The sequence below is a fragment of the Bradyrhizobium sp. LTSP885 genome (genome assembly GCF_000938305.1).
In the GTDB taxonomy this organism is placed as follows: Bacteria; Pseudomonadota; Alphaproteobacteria; order Rhizobiales; family Xanthobacteraceae; genus Bradyrhizobium.
Window position 1 is genome coordinate 43,341 of the sequence record NZ_JYMT01000002.1, and the last position, 17,416, is coordinate 60,756.

A 17,416-nucleotide genomic window follows, 5' to 3' on the forward strand; every position below is an offset into this window, starting at 1 on the left:
CCGGGGTCCTGAAAAGTTATCGTTCTGTCATCCAGCCTAATGCACTGAAATATCGACAGGATTCTCAAGGCTTTGGATCACCTCCGCTGCGGTGGCCAGATCGGCGGCCGCGACAGCACCGACCGAAGGGGTGGCGTCCCCGTTTGCAGGTTCCAGCGCCGGCTCCGCATCAACCACGTTCTGAAAGGGAACAATGGCTGCCGCATGACGACGGAACCCGCGCCGCTGACGCTGCGTTGATTCAGTCTTTCAGGGATGGAGGGTGAGATGGCAGCTGACGTCATGACAAGGCCGCATCAACTCGTTGCAAGCGATCGCGTCGAGGGCACGGCGGTGCGGCGGCCCAATGGCGACATGCTCGGTCACATCGAGCGGCTGATGATCGACAAGATCTCCGGCAAGGTCTCCTACGCCGTGATGAGCTTCGGCGGTTTCCTCGGCATCGGAAGCAATTTGATCCCGTTGCCGTGGGGTCGGCTGCACTACAATCCGAAGTTCGAGGCCTATGAGCTCGACATCGAGGATGACGAGTTGAAGCGCGCACCGTCGTTCCGCGCCGACAAGGATTTCGACTGGGGCGACCGTTCGCAGGAAGCCGAGTTGCATCGCTTCTATGGCGTTCCTCCGTATTGGGGCGGCTTTTGATCGCATGTTCCTTAGGAACGGCTGCTGATGTGACGGGTTCTCCCCGTATCGATTTTGCGAACTGAGGAGAGTCCATCAATGTTAGTTAAATCCATCGTCGCCGGCATCGCCGGCTCCGCACTGCTCGCGACCGTTGCGTTCGCGCAGACGCCAACCGACAAGAATGACAAGGCCGAGATGTCGACTGCGACGACCAGCGCGTCGTCGACCTCGCATCAGGGCAACTGGCGTGCGTCGAAAGTCGTCGGCCTCAGCGTCTATAACGACAACAACCAGAGCGTCGGCTCGATCAACGACCTCTTGATGGACAAGAGCGGTGACATCAAGGCCGTGGTGATCGGCGTCGGCGGCTTCCTCGGCGTCGGCGAGCATCTGGTCGCCGTGCCGCTCGACAAGGTGAAGTTCGTCAACCAGCCGGTCGCCTATACCGGCGCCGGCGCGTCGAACACGGGCACCGGCCCCGCCACCACGAACACGACGCCGACCACCACCACGGGGGCCGCAACGACAGCGCCTGCGGCGACCACAACAGCACCCGCGGCGACGTCGAAATCGAATCCCTGGTATCCCGATCACGCGGTCTTCAACGCGACCAAGGATGAGCTGAAGGCGATGCCGGAGTTCAAGTACACGACCGAGTAACGAGAAGCGTCCCATGAAAACGAAACGCGCCCGGTGAACGTCGGGCGCGTTTTGTTATTCTGTGCGTGAAACCCGTGGTCCGCCCGTCCTTGCAAAAAGCGGCCCCAGTGCGGGGCAGCTCTGGGGCCTTCGACAGCAATATGGGCTATGAGGAGACGTTGCCGTCGTCATCCAATTACGGGCGAGGAGTGGCAAAGTTTCGCAAGACCTACCTAAGCAGCCTTCCTTTGAAACTGCTTCTTCGCACAGAATATGACAGCCTGCGGAGCTTCGTCTGGCCGCTGTTTTGCGACAATGGTCGGACGCTAAGACAACTGATTCAACGGCGAGCCAGAAACACACCAATCAGAAATGCGACCGCCAGAGATTGAAGCGGGGCTTTGCGCGTGATCTCGCTCACGCGATCCATCCATCCAGGGCGCGGTCTGAGTTCGTCGGCGAGTTCTTGTGTCATCGTGCGAACAGCTTCCGCGGCCTGTTCAATACGCTGCTCCGGTGGGGCAGCCGGGATATCTCCATCAGCCATTTGCGTCACCTCGGACCTTTGCAGACCAATGCCCAAACTTGAAACGAGCCAACGCCGCTGTCAGACGAAATGATGAGCTGCGGCGAATATGGCAGCTACGCTCATGACCAACGCCAATGTCGCGCCGACCATCGCACGGTAGAGATGTCTCCTTCCTAACCGATATGCCATGTTGCGCCTCGCCGCCGCCTCGGCGACTTGGACCAGTTTCACCGCTCACATCGGGAAAGATCGCGGCTCAGCCGTTCACTTCTGGCCCGGTGCTTGAGCATTGGAGTCCTTCGGATCGGGTTTGTTGGCTTCGTGGTGTCCGATTACGCAGCCCGCCGCTGCGCCGAGCTTGCCGTGGCCGGCCATGTGACCGGCAACACCGCCGACGACAGCCCCCTTGATGCAGCCCTTAGCGTCTGCACCGGCGACGGAAGCTACCGAGATAGCCGCGGCGCAAGCCACTGTGAGAATCCGTTTCATGATCATCTCCTTCTTGCTGGACTGGAGAAACAATGCTGATCCGGCAAGGTGGTTCCGGCATCGCCGATCAGGCCTAAGCAGAATTTGCGCTGGCAGCCCCGCAATGCATCGATTGGCGCACGGAGATGCCGGTCAAAGCCATCGCGGGCGAAAAAGCAGCCGAACGCGAAGAGATCGGCACCGGCTGCAGCTGCGGATTTGCGCTGGACATTGCGCAAACCTCCGCCTGGTTCATATTGCCGACAACCCTTTCGCCTAGAGTCGCCTCGACTTCACGATTCATTTGGCTGAGGAAAGCTATTCCGACGCTTGCAAGAGGTGACGACCATGGATGTCGACAAGGTAACTGCACTGATTTCCGCGGCCGGCATCGAACTGACCGATCGGCGTCGGAACGGCACCGATGATGGCTGGTCCCTCAGCTTCTCCAACGGCGCCGTCGTGGAAGTCAGGGACAATGGGGAAATCTCCCACTCCGGCAAGGGGGCCGAGGCGGTCGCACGCCTTCTCGGCCAGCCCTGAAGACGGGTAACTAGCCGTCACTTCGCCGGCTGATACCCGTCGGTCAGCGTCCCGAGAAAGGCGACGACATCGTCGATCTCGGCCGCGGTCAAGGCCGGGGCATCACCCGCCTTGCGGTCGAACGGCGGATCCATGTTGACATTGGCCTTCGGCGTTTCGGGCAGATCGTCATATTTGTCGATGCCGCCGTCGGCCTTGCGCGGGTACCAAATTTCGGGCCGGGTTTCCCTCTCGACATAGAACCGCACGGCGTCGCGCAGGGAATGCGTGGCGCCGTTGTGAAAGAAGGTCTGGCGCAGCGCGACATTGCGCAGCGTCGGCGTCCGGAACAGGCCGCAATAGTCCTGGCGCTTCAGGAAATCCGTGCGCAGGGGCCCACACAGGCCGAGGTCGAAATAGCCCGGGTCCTTGTTGGCGGGAATCTCGCGATTGCGTGGCACGGCGAGCGCGATCAGCCCGTAATCGGTGAACTGGGGCGGGGTGCCGTCATTGCCGCGCTTGCTGATGTGGCAGGAGGCGCAATTGCCCTTGTTCGGCGCATTGAACAGGTCGAGCCCCCGCGCTTCCTCGGGCGAGAGTTCGGCCTTGCCGGCCAGCACCGCGTCATATTTGCTCGAATAGGGATAAAAGGTCCGATAGTCCTGCTGGTACACTTCGAGCGCCTTGAGGGCCGTCTTGGTGACGGTGGTACGATCGGTAACTGCCTTGAGCCCGGCAATGGCCGCGATCGCCTTGCCATGGCCCGCGGCGAGCAGGCGGCGAGCGACCTCGGCCTCGTCGCGATTGCCCATCTCGACATCCGAGAGCAGTGGAATCCTGGCCTGGTCGGCGCCACGGTCAACTCGCCCGTCCCAGGTCAGGCCCCCCGTCGGGCCATTGTCGACGCTTTCGTCGGCATCGTCCTCGGAATCATGGAAATGCTCGGTAAAGGGCGGCACCACCTGCAGATATTTCAGGGAGGGGACGGCACGCGTCCCCGGCTGGCGCATGTCGCCGCCCCCCAGTTGCACCGCGAGGGCATTGGCCGGGCCGAAACCGTGGGCGGGATCGTGGCAGGATGAACAGGCAAGCTGGCCCGATCCCGACAGCGACGGATCGAAAAACAGGGCCCGGCCGAGGGCGCCGAGCCGCTCGGCCTGCCTGCGCGCCTCGGCCCGTGACATCTCCTGCCGGGCCTGGCCGGGAACGATGGTCAAGGCCGGCAACACAATCGCCGATAAGAAAATCCAATGTTTAATCCGCATGTTGCAAACCGAGTCTATGGCTGGACACCTTCATGCCTTCGGTTAGCGTCCGGGCCATGACGAAAACTGAACGGAACGATAGCAACAAGTGAGCGGGGCTCGAATGCGAACGAAATCGGTGGTTGTCCTTTGTGCATCGAGTGTCTTCATCGGTGCATTCGGCCCGGTGCTGGCAGCGGAGAACGGTCCGGGTCCCAAGGTCTATTCAGGCAAGGGTGCCGCCGACGATCTGGCGCGGATCGACACGGTCGTGGTGATCTATGCGGAGAACCGCTCATTCGACAATCTCTATGGCAGCTTCCCGGGTGCCAATGGCGTGGCGAAGGCGTCCGCCTCGACGCGGCTCCAGCGCGATCGCGACGGCAAGCCGTTCCGTGAATTGCCGCCGGTCTGGGAAAACCTGACCGCCAAGGGCGTGACGCCGCCGGTCACCCAGGCCGAAACCGAGCATCTGCCCAATCATCCCTTCTATTTGGACGACCCGAAAGGCTTCAAGCTCAGCTACGGCACCATCACGCACGACCTCTGGCACCGCTTCTACCAGAACCAGATGCAGATCAATGGCGGGCGCAACGACAAATTCGTCGCCCATGCCGACTCCGGCGCGCTGGTGATGAGCCTCTGGGACGGATCGAAGACGGCGATGTGGAAGGTCGCCCAGAAATATGTGCTGGCCGACAATTTCTTCATGGGCGGCTTCGGCGGCTCGTTCTTCAACCACCAATGGCTGGTCTGCGCTTGCGCGCCGACCTACCCCAATGCGGACACCAATCCGGCCAAGCCGTCGATCGCTGTTGTGGAGCCCGACGGCGTGACGTTGAAGGAGGCCGCCAACTCGCCGAAATCGGCGATGGAGGGCATTCCGAAATATGTCAGCGACGGCAATCTCACTCCCGATTTCTACGCCGTGAACACCATGCAGCCGCCTTATCAGCCGAGCGGCAACGACCCCGCGAAGGACGGCGACAAGGCTTATGCGGATCCGGCGAAGCCGACGACGCTGCCGCCGCAGCTTGAGCCGACCATCGGCGACATGCTCAGCCTCAAGCGCATCACTTGGGCCTGGTATGGCGGGGCCTGGCAGGACACGCTCGACCATGGCTACAAGTCGCCGGTGCCGAACTTCCAGTTTCACCACCAGCCGCTGAACTATTATGCGAGCTTCGCTCCCGGCACCGCAGCCCGTGCCGAGCATCTGCGCGACGGCGGCCTGGCGGGCACCGAGTTCATCAAGGCGATCGACGACGGCAAGCTGCCTCAGGTGTCCTTCTACAAGCCGCAGGGCGATCTCAACGAGCATTCCGGCTATGCCGACATCCTCTCCGGCGACAGCCACATCGCCGACGTGGTCGCGCATCTCGAGAAGAGCCCGCAATGGCCGCACATGCTTGTTGTCGTCACCTATGACGAGAATGGCGGCCTGTGGGATCACGTGGCGCCGCCCAAGGGCGACCGTTGGGGCCCGGGCTCCCGCATCCCGGCCATCGTCGTCTCGCCGTTTGCGCGTCACGGTTATGTCGACCACACGCCGATGGACACGACCTCGATCCTGCGCTTCATCACGCGCCGCTTCGAGCTGCCAACCCTGCACGGCATAACGGTGCGCGACACCGCGATCGCCGCGCACGGGCAAAAGCCGCTCGGTGACCTGACCAGCGCGCTGGTGCTGAAGGACAAATGAGGCGGAAGCTGTGCGGCTTCATCGTTAGCTCGCAATGATTTCCGTAGCCCGGATGGAGCGAAGCGAAATCCGGGATCTCTGACGCCGTGGCTCCCCGGATTGCGCTTCGCTCCATCCGGGCTACGCCTGCCGCGCGCCCGATTTCACCGGCTCGGCCAGGAAGCGTCCGCTCGAGTGCTTCAGCGCCGGTTCTTCCGCTGCGCCAAGGGCGGCCTGCTTGCCTTCCACCATGGAGCGAAGGCCGGCGATTGCCTGGCTCATGCGTTCGCCATATTTGGCCGCGGCGCCCTCGACGAAGGCCTTGTCCTTTGGCTTCGGCTTGGCAATCCGCACTTCCAAATGCGTCGTTCCGTTTGGACCGTCGAGGAGGGCGCGGGTCACGACGATCCGCGGCGCGCCGGGAACCGGAAGCGCGATGCTGACCGTCAAATAGTCGACCGGACGCCAGTCGAGCGTCTCCTCGACATTGGCCGCCTTGCCGTGCAAGCAGTGATTCCTGGTGCCGACACCGCGCCTCCCTTTGCCGGAATCCTCGGTGATGTCGTCGGCGTCCCACCATTTTTGCCACTGTCCGGGCACCGTGAGATGCTCCCACACGGTCTGCCGAGGTGCTGCGATATCGAACGCGAACGTGGCGCATGCGTCGCCGCGCGTCACTTCATTCCGAACTCGCGCGTCGTCCTGCCTCCAGGCAGCCTCGAGATCGCGGACCCACAGCGTCACGTCGCCGATGATGTCGATGGTTTCGTGATGCGCAATGAGACCTTGTGCCACCGGGTCGACGCCCATGGCGCGGATGGCCGCGTCGCTGTAGAGCGCGTAGGCGCCGCCGCCGACCTTCTCGTTGACGGTGTTCTTGAGCAGCCGGTGGACGAGAATGACGTCGCGCCCGGCGAGCTCTTCTCTCCCGCCCATCCTCTGCTTCACCATCTCGCCGTGATGGACCACGAATTTGAAATCGAGATCGCCCATCGCGACGCAGGCCTGGCACTCGCAAGCCGAGGCCTGGCGAACGTTGCGCAGGCGCCGGCGGAACTTGAAATAGGCGCCCTCGATCGCGTCCTGCAGCAGCGAGCCGTCGATCGTCGCGTCGGTTGTGTAGACGAACGCGGCGTCGCCCTCGAACTTGGCGAGGCGGAACGGCGGGCGTAGCGCCTTCACCACCGTGTCCATGAAATCGGCGATGATGTCCTGCGCATGGTCGAGCTCGACCGCGGCGAGGAAGTTAGTATAGCCGGAGATGTCGGCAATCGCGAAATATGCCGCTTCAGCCTTCGGAAGCATCAAGACCTCCTACGCAATCGGTTCTCTCCGATCGTGCGGAAGCCTAGTTTGTCATACTGCGCCGCCCGCGGTCGAGGGCCAAAGAAGCCGTCAGGAGCGGCATCGGAACTGCGTCACCTCTCCCGCATGCGGGAGAGGTGCAGCGAACATGTGGCCAGGCCTCACCAGCCCAGTTCACGCAGATAGGTGGCGCGTGCGGCAACGCCGGTGTGGGTGAAATCGGTAAAGATCCCATCGACGCCGAGACGGAAGAATTTGAGATCTTCCTGGACCGGATCGGCGTGATAGTCGCCAGCCAGGTATTTCTTCTCGTTTCGGAACGTGAAGGGATGCACGAACAGGCCGACCTTGTGCGCGTCGGCGATGACGCTGGTGGCTTCCTGCGTCGAGGCGTCCGGCGTCGATCCCTTGTAGGGCGAGCCGTCGGCGTTCGCGTCCTTCCAGGGCGAGATCTTGTAGGGGACGATATAGACCTTCCACGGGCCGATGCCGTCGGCATAGGTCTTGATCTCCGCCAGGCCCGCAGGGGTCAGCATCGCGTCGAACCCGCGTGAATCACCCGCAACCGTCCAGTCATAGGGGCGGGAATTGGCGATGTTGTTGAGCAGCACCTTGCCGGCCTTGAAGTCGACGCCGTTGCCGTCGATCAGCTGGACCTGCCGCGTCTCGAGGCCATGGCTGCGCATATATTTCAGGCTGCCGGGCTCGAAGCTCTGGACGATGATCGGCGCGTCCTTCGCGTTGAGGCCGTTATCCTTGATGATCTTGATCAGGGCATCTTCGAGCGGGTGGCTGCCGGGCGCGCCGCAGCCATTGGCGATGGCCTGGGCATTGTTCCAGGTCGGATTCTTGGTTTCCGGATAGACGGAGATCGCGCGGCCGGTTTCCTTGCTCTTGGCCTTGGCGATGTCGACGATCTCCTGGAAGCTGATGATCGGGAATTTGCCGTTGAAGACCTTCGGCCTTTCATTGGCGGCATCATAGGTGGTGCCGGAAATCCAGGTCTTCAGTTCGGCCATGGTGAAATCGGTGATCGACCAGTCATTGGTGTGGTCGTCGCCGTCGACGATCAGCGCTTTCAGCACCGATTTCGGGTCGGCCGGATCGACGAGGTCGGTCGGATATTCGGCCGGTCCGCTCGCGGCGGATTGCGGCCACTTCACCTTGACCATGACGCCCGGCGTCGTGCGCTTGCGGGCGGCCACCGCGGCATTGGTCTTCGCCACCTCGGCAACGTTGGTGTTGTCGCCCAGCCAGGGATTGTGACGTGCGACCAGGACGCAATCCTTGGTCAGATGCAGGTCCTCTTCGAGGGAGTCGGTCCCCAGCGCCACCGCCAGCTCGTAGGATGCCTCGGTCTCTTCAGGCATCAGCCCGGGCACGCCGCGATGCCCGATCACCAAAGGCGCCTTGCCATCGAGGGTCAGGAAGGGCTTGGCGCCTGATGGGGCCGCGGCGGTTTGCGCCAAGGCCATCGTTGGTGGGAGCAACGCCAAAGCCGCCGCACCGAACAGCAACGCCTTAACATCTACTTTCGGTCGTGAACGACGGTTCTTCATGGCCAAGTCTCTCCATCTCTCAAGTAGCATCGGTGCAAATACCGGGCCGAACAAGGCCCAAGCTGTTGTCTTCTTGTATCAGTTCTCTGACAGGCAGATGACTGCCGGACGGGCCAGGCAGACAAAACCCACGATGCGCGCGTCTGTAAACCATTAACCACGGGTTTCGAGACCATCGATTCCGACATCCGAATTGCCGCTATAATCCTGCCGCAGCGAATGTGGGGCCGGCAATGGACGAAGCGGATCGAGAGAACAACAATCCCGCCGTGGCCCGGATTCGCGGCCGCTACCCGCAGTACACGCGGGGGCGGTTGGGACGCTTTGCCGAAAGGCTGCGCGACAAAATTCACGCCGATCGCGTGCCCGTCGTGTCGCTTGAGCTTGCCGGACCAACCGAGCGGATCAGCCTATCCGAGGCGCTCAAGCTGGATTTTAGGCCAATTTCATTGGGCCAGACGCTCGGTCCGCTTTGGGCGACGTATTGGGTGCGGGTCTCGGCTGACGTACCCGCGGCCTGGGCCGGCTCGCGCGTGGACCTCTATTGGGACAGTCGCTCGGAAGCCTTGCTGTGGCTGGATGGGCGCTCATCGCAGGGGCTGAACCCCGGTCGCCACATTGCGCCGCTGCTTCAGCCGGCACGCGGCGGTGAGACGCTCACCTTCTATGTGGAAGTTGCCTGCAACGGCCTGTTTGGCGAGTTCGGAGGCAACCCGCTGGGCTACGCCCTGGCGGCGTGTGAGCTCTGTCGTTTTGATCCCGAGGTGCAGGCGATCTATTTCGACTACGACGTTCTGCGACAGCTCGAGGCCGATCGGGATCCCGCGAGGAAAACCAGGTCATACGGTGCCGTCGGCGAGACGGTGCAACCGGCGCTGGATCGGACCTGGGCGGGACGGTTGCTGCACGACCTCAACCGTATCTGTAATATCGCCGACCCCGATGACCGCACGACATGGCCGGCGGCGCGAACGATCCTCGACGGCTTGCTCGCGGCGCGCAATGGCACGGTCGCCCATGAGATGTCGGCGATCGGCCACGCCCACCTCGACACCGCGTGGCTATGGCCGTTGGACGAAACCAGGCGCAAGGCGCAGCGCAGCTTCTCCACGGCGGTTGCGCTGATGGACCGTTATCCCGATTTCAAGTTCGCCTGCTCGCAGGCCTACCAGTACGCCATCATCGAGCAGCACGACCCCGATCTGTTCGCGCGCATCCGCGCCAAGGTCGCCACGGGGCAATGGATTCCCGTCGGCGGCAGCTGGATCGAGCCGGATTGCAATCTGCCCTGGGGCGAGTCGATCTGTCGGCAATTCCTGTATGGTCAGCGCTACTTCGAGCGGACCTTCGGCAAGCGCTCCACTGTGTTCTGGAATCCGGATGTGTTCGGCTATGACGGCCAGTTGCCCCAGCTGATGCGGTCGGCCGGGATGCCGCGCTTCCTGACCCAAAAGCTGTCGTGGAACAAATTCACCTCGCCGCCGCATCACAGCTTCCACTGGCGCGGGCACGATGGCAGCTCGGTGCTGGCGCATTTTCCACCCGCGGACACCTATAACGGATCGGCCGAAATCGCCGAGATTCGCTATCACGCGGCCAACTACAAGGACGCCGACCGTTCGACTGACGCGCTCTATCTGTTTGGCTATGGCGACGGCGGCGGGGGCGCCGATGAAACGATGCTTGAGACGCTCAAGCGCACGCGGGACCTGCAGGGGCTTCCAAGAATTCAAGTTCGCAACGTCGACGAATTCTTCGACCGCCTCGCAATGTCGGCCGCGGATCTGGCCACGATCGAGGGCGAGCTCTATCTCGAATATCATCGCGGCACCTACACCACGCAAGGCGAGATCAAGCGCCTCAATCGCGCCTGCGAGGCCGGCCTTCAGGCGCTGGAATTCGTGACCACGCTTGCGCGTGCATGGGACCAACCGGCGCCGTCAGCGGAGGAGATCGAAGGTCTGTGGCGCACGCTGCTGACCAACCAGTTCCACGACATCATCCCGGGCAGCAGCATTCGCGAGGTCTATGAGCGGGCCGAGGTCGAACTCGCTGCCGTGGAGCACGAGGTTAAACACCGCACGCAAGCCGTGCTGACCACACTCTGCGAGCCGGACGAAGCCATTTGGACGCCGATCAATACATTGGGCAGTTCTCGCGCCGAGGTCGCTTCCGATCCGGACGGCGGACTTCGCTATGTCGTCGCCCCTCCGTTCGCGGCAGGCGAAGCGACCACGACGGCAGACCGCGTCGCGCTATCGTCCGATGCGGATGGCTTCGTGCTGTCGAACGCGCAATTGAACGTGCGGATTGACCGCAGCGGTCTTGTCCAATCGCTGGTCCATTTGCCGACCGGCCGCGAAACTCTCGCGTCGCCTGCGGCCCGCTTTCTGCTGCTCGATGACAGGCCGCTCGAATTCGAAGCGTGGGATATCGATCCGTTCGCACTGGAGACCGCGCGCGACCTGACAGGAGAGGTGAGTTGCGATGTGCAGTCGGAAGGCGGACTTCGGGCTGAGATTCGTTTCGAGCGTGCCCTCGGAAAAGCGAGCCGACTCAGTCAGGTGATCCGCCTGGACGCCGGCGCTCATCACCTTGCGTTCGAAACGACGGTCGATTGGCAGGAGCGCAAGACGGCGCTGAAGGTCATGTTTCCCGTCGCCTGCCGCGCACCCAATGCAACCTATGAAACCATGTTCGGTGCAACGGCGCGGCCGACGCACGCCAATACGGATGCCGATGCCGCCAAATATGAGGTCCCCGGCCACCGTTGGTCTGATCTCTCCGAGCCGGATTTTGGCGTGTCGCTGTTCAGCGCCGTCAGGCACGGCTATTCGACGTTCGGCAGCCAGCTCGCGCTCACGCTGCTGCGCGGGCCTGAGTCACCCGATCCGAAAGCCGATATCGGGCGTCACCGGATGCGCTACGCGATCTATCCCCATGCAGGCGATTGGCGCGCCGCCGACACGGTTGGGAGGGCGCTCCGCTTTGCGCGTCCGGTGCTTTGGACCAAAGGACGATCGCGCGACCCGTTGAAGCAGTCGTTCCTGCGGGCATCCCCGTCCAATTTGGTCGTCGATACGATCAAGCCGGCCGAAGACGGCGACGGCTGGGTGGTGCGGCTCTACGAGAGTCAGGGTATCCAAGCCCGCGCGACACTTGATTTCGGCGTCGACGTATCGTCGGTGTGGATGAGCAACATCCTGGAAGATCGGATTGAAGCATTGCCGGCGGAGCGCCGGAGTTGCCGCCTGTCGCTGCGTCCGTTCCAGATCGCGACGCTCCGGATTGTCGGGGCGGCGGCTTGATCTTCGCGGGGTCAGCTCGCATGAACGTGATGATATGATTTATATCATTCATTGAACGTCGTTGCGTCGCCGACTACGTGGAGCGAGCGGCAGATCAGGGAACAGACCTGCTGCGCAGCCTGGGGTCGGATGACATCCGTCGCCCGGACCGCAATGATCAATCATCAACCGTCGGGAGAACAGCCATGCCGCTCGTCCGGATCGATCTTCGCAAGGGGAAGGATGCCGCCTTTCGGCGGGATGTCGGCAAAGCCGTGTACGAGGCGATGCTGAGCGTCGGCGTGCCGAAGGACGATCGATTTCAGGTCATCAGCGAGCACGACGCCGGAAACTTTCTCTTCGATCCGGACTACCTTGGGATCCACCGCAGCGACGATCTGGTGATCGTCCAGATCACGTGGAACGAGGGGCGCACGCTCGAGCAGAAGAAGGCGCTCTACAAGGCCATCGCCGGCGGCCTGTCGGCGCTTGGCGTTCGGCCGGAAGACGTCTTCATCAACCTCGTCGAGGTCAAGAAGGAGAACTGGTCTTTCGGCAACGGCGTGGCCCAGTACGCGTCTTGATGCGGCGACGCCGCGGTGGGCAAAGCCACCGGGTCGCGCGGATGCGCGCCCGATGACAGGCCTCGCGTACCCACCATCACGAGCAGAGTGTTGATGGTGGGCGCGGCGCAAGAGCGCCTTTGCCCACCATGCAATGCTTACCTCAGTTCGACTTCACCAGCGGGCAGCCGCCCTTGTCGAGCGGACGGAAGGCCTCGTCGCCGGGCACGGTGGTGATCAGTTTGTAGAGGTCCCACTCGCCCTTGGACTCCTCGGGCTTCTTGACCTCGAACAGGTACATGTCGTGCACCATGCGGCCGTCGATCCGGATCTTGCCGTTCTTGGCGAAGAAGTCGTTGATCGGGGTCGCACGCATCTGCGCCATCACCTTCGGCGCCTCGTCGGTGCCGATGGCTTCGATCGCCTTCAGATAGTGCATGGTCGCCGAATAGAGGCCGGCCTGGATCATGGTCGGCATGTGGCCGACCTTTTCGTTGAAGCGCTTCGAGAAGGCGCGGGTCTCGTCGTTCATGTCCCAGTAGAAGGCGTCGGTGACGATCAGGCCCTGGGTCGCCTTGACGCCGAGCGAATGGGTATCGGTGATTTCCTGCAGCAGCGCGATCATCTTCTGGCCGCCCTCGATCAGGCCGAATTCGGCGGCCTGCTTCAGCGCGTTGGTGGTGTCGCCGCCGGCATTCGCCAGCGCCACGACCTTGGCCTTGGAGGCCTGCGCTTGCAGCAGGAACGACGAGAAGTCCGACGAATTCAGCGGATGGCGCACCTCGCCGAGCACCTTGCCGCCGCTTTCCTTGACGACATTGGCGGCGTCGCGCTGCAGCGCCATGCCGAAAGCGTAGTCGGCGGTGACGAAGAACCAGGTGTCCTCGCCGCGCTTGACCATCGCCTTACCCGCGACGTTCGAGAGCGCGTAGGTGTCGTAGGTCCAGTGCACGGTGTTGGGCGAGCAGGCGACGCCGGTGATGTCGGAGGAGCCGCCGCCGGAATTGATGTTGATCTTGTTCTTCTCGCGCGTCAGCGCCGAGATCGGCAGCGCGACCGACGAGGTCGGGACGTCGAAGATCGCGTCGACCTTCTCATTGTCGTACCAGTTGCGCGCGATGTTGATGCCGACGTCGGGCTTGTTCTGGTGATCGGCGGCGACAACCTCGACAGGCTTGCCCTTCACCTTGGCGCCGTAATCGGCGACCGCCATCTCGACGGCGGCGACCGAGCCCTTGCCGGTGGCGTCGGCATAGAGGCTCGACATGTCGGTGAGCACGCCGATCTTGACCACGTCGTCGGAGATCTGGGCGTTGGCGGCGGTGCCGGATGCGGCAAGCGCGAGGCCGGCCGCCACTGCGGCCAAAAGCGATTTCATCGTGGTCTCTCCCTGACGTCTCATTAAGGACTTGGTTTCACGGGCACCTTCTACCGGTGCGGCAACCTGTCGCAAAGTCGACTTTTTGGGCATAGCCGGTATCGACGGACCGTTGGCTTCCGCCGCTCACAGCGCCGGCAACGCGCTCACGGCTGCGTTGATGGTGCCGTCGGTCTCCACGAGCACCCGCAACGTCTTCGAATCGAATTCGATCCCGGCAAGGCGGACGGCGGTGACCTCCGCATCGATGCGGAGCCCCACCTCGTTCTTCTGCAGGTCGGCGATGGCGGAGGAGAGCTTGCGTTGCGCGTTGTTGGCGAACGGCTTCAGGTCGACGATCAGCCGGTCGGCGAGCGCCTGTTGCAGCTTCGGGATCGCGGCCCGTGCGGCCGCGCCGAGCAGGCCGAACGCGGCCTCGGATTCGACCGCCAGTTCGACGTCGGTCAACCGCAGCGTCTGCGCCTGCTGGTCGAGCCGTGGCCGGCCCCAGATGTGCACGGTCGCCTCGGCGCCGAGGCCGAGCCAGCTGGTTTTTTCCTTGGCGTGCACCAGCAGCGAGATCAGCAGGCGGTCGCCGGAGGCGGCAACGCCCGCATGCTTGACCGTGACGTCGACCGAACCGGAGCCGTCCTCGGGGAAGGTCTTGCCCTTGAGCTGGGCCTCGATGAGCTGGGTCAGCGTCGTGAACGACATGTCGACCGGCAGGCCGATCGCGACCTTGCTCGGCATCGGCGGCACGATCGTGAGTTTCTCGGGGAACGGGCAGGTCGGGGCGGTCTGGGTTTCGGTGATACGGGTCTCGGCCTCTATTCCCATCGTGATGATCATCGATGACGCATCGACCTTCGGCTGCGCCGCGATCGCGCGGGTCGGCCGCAGCTCCAGCCACATCGGCGGCATCGACGAGGTTCCGCCGGTGCCCTGCAGCGGGATCGAGCGGCAGGCCTTGGTCCATTGGGCGCGCGCGTTGTTCTCGAAGGTCGGGTCGTTGCGCAATCTCGCCTGCACGGCGGCGATCTGATCGGCGACCTGCTTGTCGATCACAGGCTTGACCTGGGCGGGCACGCTGACCTTGACGCCGGCGGCCGACAGGCTGGAGTCATTGAGATTGACCTGCGCCTGCAGGTTCGGCTCGATCCGCCAGGACGCGCCGAGCTTCGGCCGCGAAGTGAGGGTGACGTTGCCCTTGATCTCGGCGTCGGCGTTGAGCTGCTTGATGTGCACGGCACCGATCTGCTTGGCGACATTGCCGCCGAGCAGGCTGCCGAGCGCGTCGCCGACCGCGCCGGTCGCCTTGGCCGACAGCGAGCCGGTGACCTTGAGGGTTCCGGTGATCGGGGTGGCCAGCGTCAACACGTCCTGCGCGCCGGTGACAGCGATCGGCCCGCGCGACGCGGTCCAGCCGATATCGGCGTTCTGCAGGATCTGCGACACCGGGTTGTCGGCCTTGCCGGCAAAGGTCTTCGGGGCGCCGCGTTCGGCGGCATCGCGGATCGCCGACAGTGCGACGGCGACCTGCGCCACGATCGTCGAGGAGCGCGGCGCCGGTGGCAGCGGCGGCAATTGCACAAGCTGCGGCTGCTGTACGGTGGCGCGCGGCGCAAGCCAGTTCATGGCCAGCAGGCTGACCACGAACGACACCGCCACGACGGCGATCCCGAGCAACATTGTCTTTGGATGCATCGGAAGACGCATCATTCCCCCGGCTGAAATGAACAGACGGGTTGTACAGGCCTGCCGACGGGGGCGCCAGTGTGGCCGGATCGGGCTTCTTCAGGGGCGGAAATTGCCGGCCGCCGCCAATGCGGCGAAGAGGTTAACGATCACGCTCGCTCACGAACGCGACAACGGCCCCGGCGGGAATGCCGGAGCCGTCGTCGGTGTCTGGATGTGTCCGATTTAGCGGATGGCCGAGCCGAGGTCCGCGCGGCGATCGGTCATCGGCAGCACGATCACCTTGGTGCCGACATTGACCCGCGAATAGAGGTCCGCGACGTCTTCATTGGTGAGGCGCAGGCAGCCCGAGGAGACGTGGGTGCCGATCGTCTCCGGCGCGTTGGTGCCGTGGATGCGGTAGACGGTGCCGCCGAGATACATCGCGCGGGCGCCGAGCGGGTTGCCGGGGCCGCCGGCCATGTGGCGCGGCAGGTAAGGCTGGCGGGCGATCATTTCCGGGGGCGGGGTCCAATCCGGCCACTCCGCCTTCTTGGTGATGGTCTGGGTGCCCGACCAGGTGAAGCCCTCGCGGCCGACGCCGATCCCGTAGCGGATCGCCTGGCCGCCGCCCAGCACGTAGTAAAGATAGGTGTGCGGGGTATCGATGATAACGGTGCCGGGCGCCTCGCGGGTCGGATAGCTGACGATCTGCCGCTTCAGGCGCGCGGACAGCTCTGCGGAACGGTCTTCATCCTGGACCTGCGGCATCGACTGCACCGGCGGGGCCGCCTCGGTCGGCGGCGTCAGGATGAACGGGAAGATCGGCAGCGGAGCGGCTGCGGCGGAAGCGGAAAAGGCAAGGGTGCCAAGCGCCAGCGCGCCAAAGGCGGCGGCAGCGACACGTGCGTTCACTCTGATGGAATTGAACATTGTCGACCCCTGTTGTTTGCGCCCTGCGCGCCCATTCGGCGCGTCGTTGAGGCAAACCAGTACAGGTCAGGCGTTTCAGGACGTTTGCACGAAATCGCCAAAATGGTTTCGTGGCGTTAGGGAATTGTTTCGTGCGTGTTTCGTCGGGGCGGTTAACGGCGGATTGCCGGGGGCGCCCTCAGGCATGGAGATATCCGGCCAGCCCGTCTCACAGCAGCTTTGCCGCGGTGACGACCAGAATGGCGTAGCAGGCGCGGTAGAGCGCGCGCTGGTCGAGACGCTCATGCAGCCGCCACCCTGCCCAGACGCCTGCCGGCACGGCCGGCACGCACAGCGCCATCAGCAGCCACAGGCTCTTCGAGGGCGTGGCGAGCACGAGCCAAGGGCCGGCCTTCAGCAGGTTGCCGACCGTGAAGAACAGGCTGGTGGTGCCGGCATAGAGCGCCTTCGACATGCCGAGCGGCAGCAGGTAGATCGCAAGCGGCGGCCCGCCCGAATGAGCCACCATCGTGGTGACTCCGGAGGAGAGGCCGGCCAGCGTGGCCTTGAGCGTCGAGCGCGGACGCGGCTTGATCTCGCCGCCGCCGAGAAACCACGTCGCCGCGAACGCCAGCGTCACCAGGCCCATCACGATCTCGACGGCATGCCGGTCGAGATCGCGCAGCACGAAGTAACCGAGCCCGACGCCGACGACCAGCGCCGGCAACAGCATCGCAAGGTCGACGCGCGACCAGGTGTTCGGCCGCCAGTAGCGCAGCGCCGTGACGTCCATGACGATGAACAATGGCGCCAGCAACGCGCCTGCCGCGATCGGGTCCATCGCCAGCGACAGCAGCGGGATGCCGACGATCGCAAAGCCGCCGCCGAACGCGCCCTTCATGAAGGCGATCAGGAACACGCCGGCGAGGGCGATCGCGAGCGTGAAAGGCCCGGGCAGATCTGCGATGGCGGATGCGATCATGGTGTCGTTTGCAGCGTTGCGATCGCGCGCAACATGGCGCTGCGAGTATGCACGCGCAACCCGAACA

At 63.7% G+C, this 17,416-nt stretch carries 15 protein-coding genes; 6 read left to right on the forward strand and 9 right to left on the reverse strand.

Annotated elements, in window-relative coordinates:
- Nucleotides 1–267 precede the first annotated feature (267 nt).
- Nucleotides 268–645: a PRC-barrel domain-containing protein gene (locus tag UP09_RS00280; protein ID WP_044536186.1), complete on the forward strand. Its 378-nt coding sequence runs from the start codon at nt 268–270 to the stop codon at nt 643–645.
- A gap of 78 nt (nt 646–723) precedes the next feature.
- On the forward strand, nt 724–1,287 hold the full coding sequence (locus UP09_RS00285) for a PRC-barrel domain-containing protein (RefSeq protein ID WP_044536003.1): 564 nt from the start codon (nt 724–726) through the stop codon (nt 1,285–1,287).
- A gap of 319 nt (nt 1,288–1,606) precedes the next feature.
- Here UP09_RS00285 and UP09_RS00290 read toward each other — a convergent pair whose 3' ends face one another.
- Nucleotides 1,607–1,813: a hypothetical protein gene (locus UP09_RS00290; protein ID WP_044536004.1), complete on the reverse strand. Its 207-nt coding sequence runs from the start codon at nt 1,811–1,813 to the stop codon at nt 1,607–1,609.
- 246 nt (nt 1,814–2,059) lie between these two features.
- Nucleotides 2,060–2,284, reverse strand: coding sequence for a hypothetical protein (locus UP09_RS00295; protein WP_044536187.1), 225 nt, complete (start codon nt 2,282–2,284; stop codon nt 2,060–2,062).
- A 327-nt stretch (nt 2,285–2,611) separates the two neighbouring features.
- On the opposite strand from UP09_RS00295, the gene UP09_RS00300 reads away from it, so the two are divergent.
- Nucleotides 2,612–2,806 carry a hypothetical protein gene (locus tag UP09_RS00300; RefSeq protein ID WP_044536005.1) on the forward strand — a complete coding sequence of 65 codons (195 nt, stop codon included), beginning with the start codon at nt 2,612–2,614 and terminating at the stop codon, nt 2,804–2,806.
- Nucleotides 2,807–2,823: 17 nt separating this feature from the next.
- On the opposite strand, the gene UP09_RS00305 is transcribed toward UP09_RS00300, so the two are convergent.
- On the reverse strand, nt 2,824–3,969 hold the full coding sequence (locus UP09_RS00305; RefSeq protein WP_052832914.1) for a cytochrome-c peroxidase: 1,146 nt from the start codon (nt 3,967–3,969) through the stop codon (nt 2,824–2,826).
- A 184-nt stretch (nt 3,970–4,153) separates the two neighbouring features.
- Here UP09_RS00305 and UP09_RS00310 point away from each other — a divergent pair, with 184 nt between their 5' ends.
- On the forward strand, nt 4,154–5,731 hold the full coding sequence (locus UP09_RS00310) for an acid phosphatase (protein ID WP_082069911.1): 1,578 nt from the start codon (nt 4,154–4,156) through the stop codon (nt 5,729–5,731).
- Between the two features lie 120 nt (nt 5,732–5,851).
- Here UP09_RS00310 and UP09_RS00315 read toward each other — a convergent pair whose 3' ends face one another.
- A complete protein-coding gene (locus UP09_RS00315) occupies nt 5,852–7,015 on the reverse strand; it encodes a DUF2652 domain-containing protein (protein ID WP_044536007.1) in 1,164 nt (387 codons plus the stop codon).
- Nucleotides 7,016–7,176: 161 nt separating this feature from the next.
- Nucleotides 7,177–8,574, reverse strand: a complete 1,398-nt coding sequence (locus tag UP09_RS00320) for a glycerophosphodiester phosphodiesterase family protein (RefSeq protein ID WP_052832901.1) — start codon at nt 8,572–8,574, stop codon at nt 7,177–7,179.
- Nucleotides 8,575–8,807: 233 nt separating this feature from the next.
- Between UP09_RS00320 and UP09_RS00325 the strand changes: the two genes are divergently transcribed.
- The gene (locus UP09_RS00325; protein ID WP_044536009.1) at nt 8,808–11,882 is read left to right on the forward strand and encodes an alpha-mannosidase; all 3,075 of its coding nucleotides are present in this window, start codon (nt 8,808–8,810) and stop codon (nt 11,880–11,882) included.
- 185 nt (nt 11,883–12,067) lie between these two features.
- A complete protein-coding gene (locus tag UP09_RS00330) occupies nt 12,068–12,445 on the forward strand; it encodes a tautomerase family protein (RefSeq protein WP_044536010.1) in 378 nt (125 codons plus the stop codon).
- A gap of 142 nt (nt 12,446–12,587) precedes the next feature.
- On the opposite strand, the gene UP09_RS00335 is transcribed toward UP09_RS00330, so the two are convergent.
- From UP09_RS00335 to UP09_RS00350, 4 genes are all read right to left on the reverse strand, one after another.
- Nucleotides 12,588–13,802, reverse strand: a complete 1,215-nt coding sequence (locus UP09_RS00335; RefSeq protein WP_044536011.1) for an ABC transporter substrate-binding protein — start codon at nt 13,800–13,802, stop codon at nt 12,588–12,590.
- Between the two features lie 126 nt (nt 13,803–13,928).
- Nucleotides 13,929–15,497, reverse strand: a complete 1,569-nt coding sequence (locus UP09_RS00340; protein WP_044536012.1) for a DUF4403 family protein — start codon at nt 15,495–15,497, stop codon at nt 13,929–13,931.
- 204 nt (nt 15,498–15,701) lie between these two features.
- Nucleotides 15,702–16,388 (reverse strand): L,D-transpeptidase, encoded by a 687-nt coding sequence (locus tag UP09_RS00345; RefSeq protein WP_044536013.1) that lies wholly within the window; start codon nt 16,386–16,388, stop codon nt 15,702–15,704.
- A gap of 208 nt (nt 16,389–16,596) precedes the next feature.
- The gene (locus UP09_RS00350) at nt 16,597–17,349 is read right to left on the reverse strand and encodes a sulfite exporter TauE/SafE family protein (RefSeq protein WP_044536014.1); all 753 of its coding nucleotides are present in this window, start codon (nt 17,347–17,349) and stop codon (nt 16,597–16,599) included.
- Nucleotides 17,350–17,416: the final 67 nt, after the last annotated feature.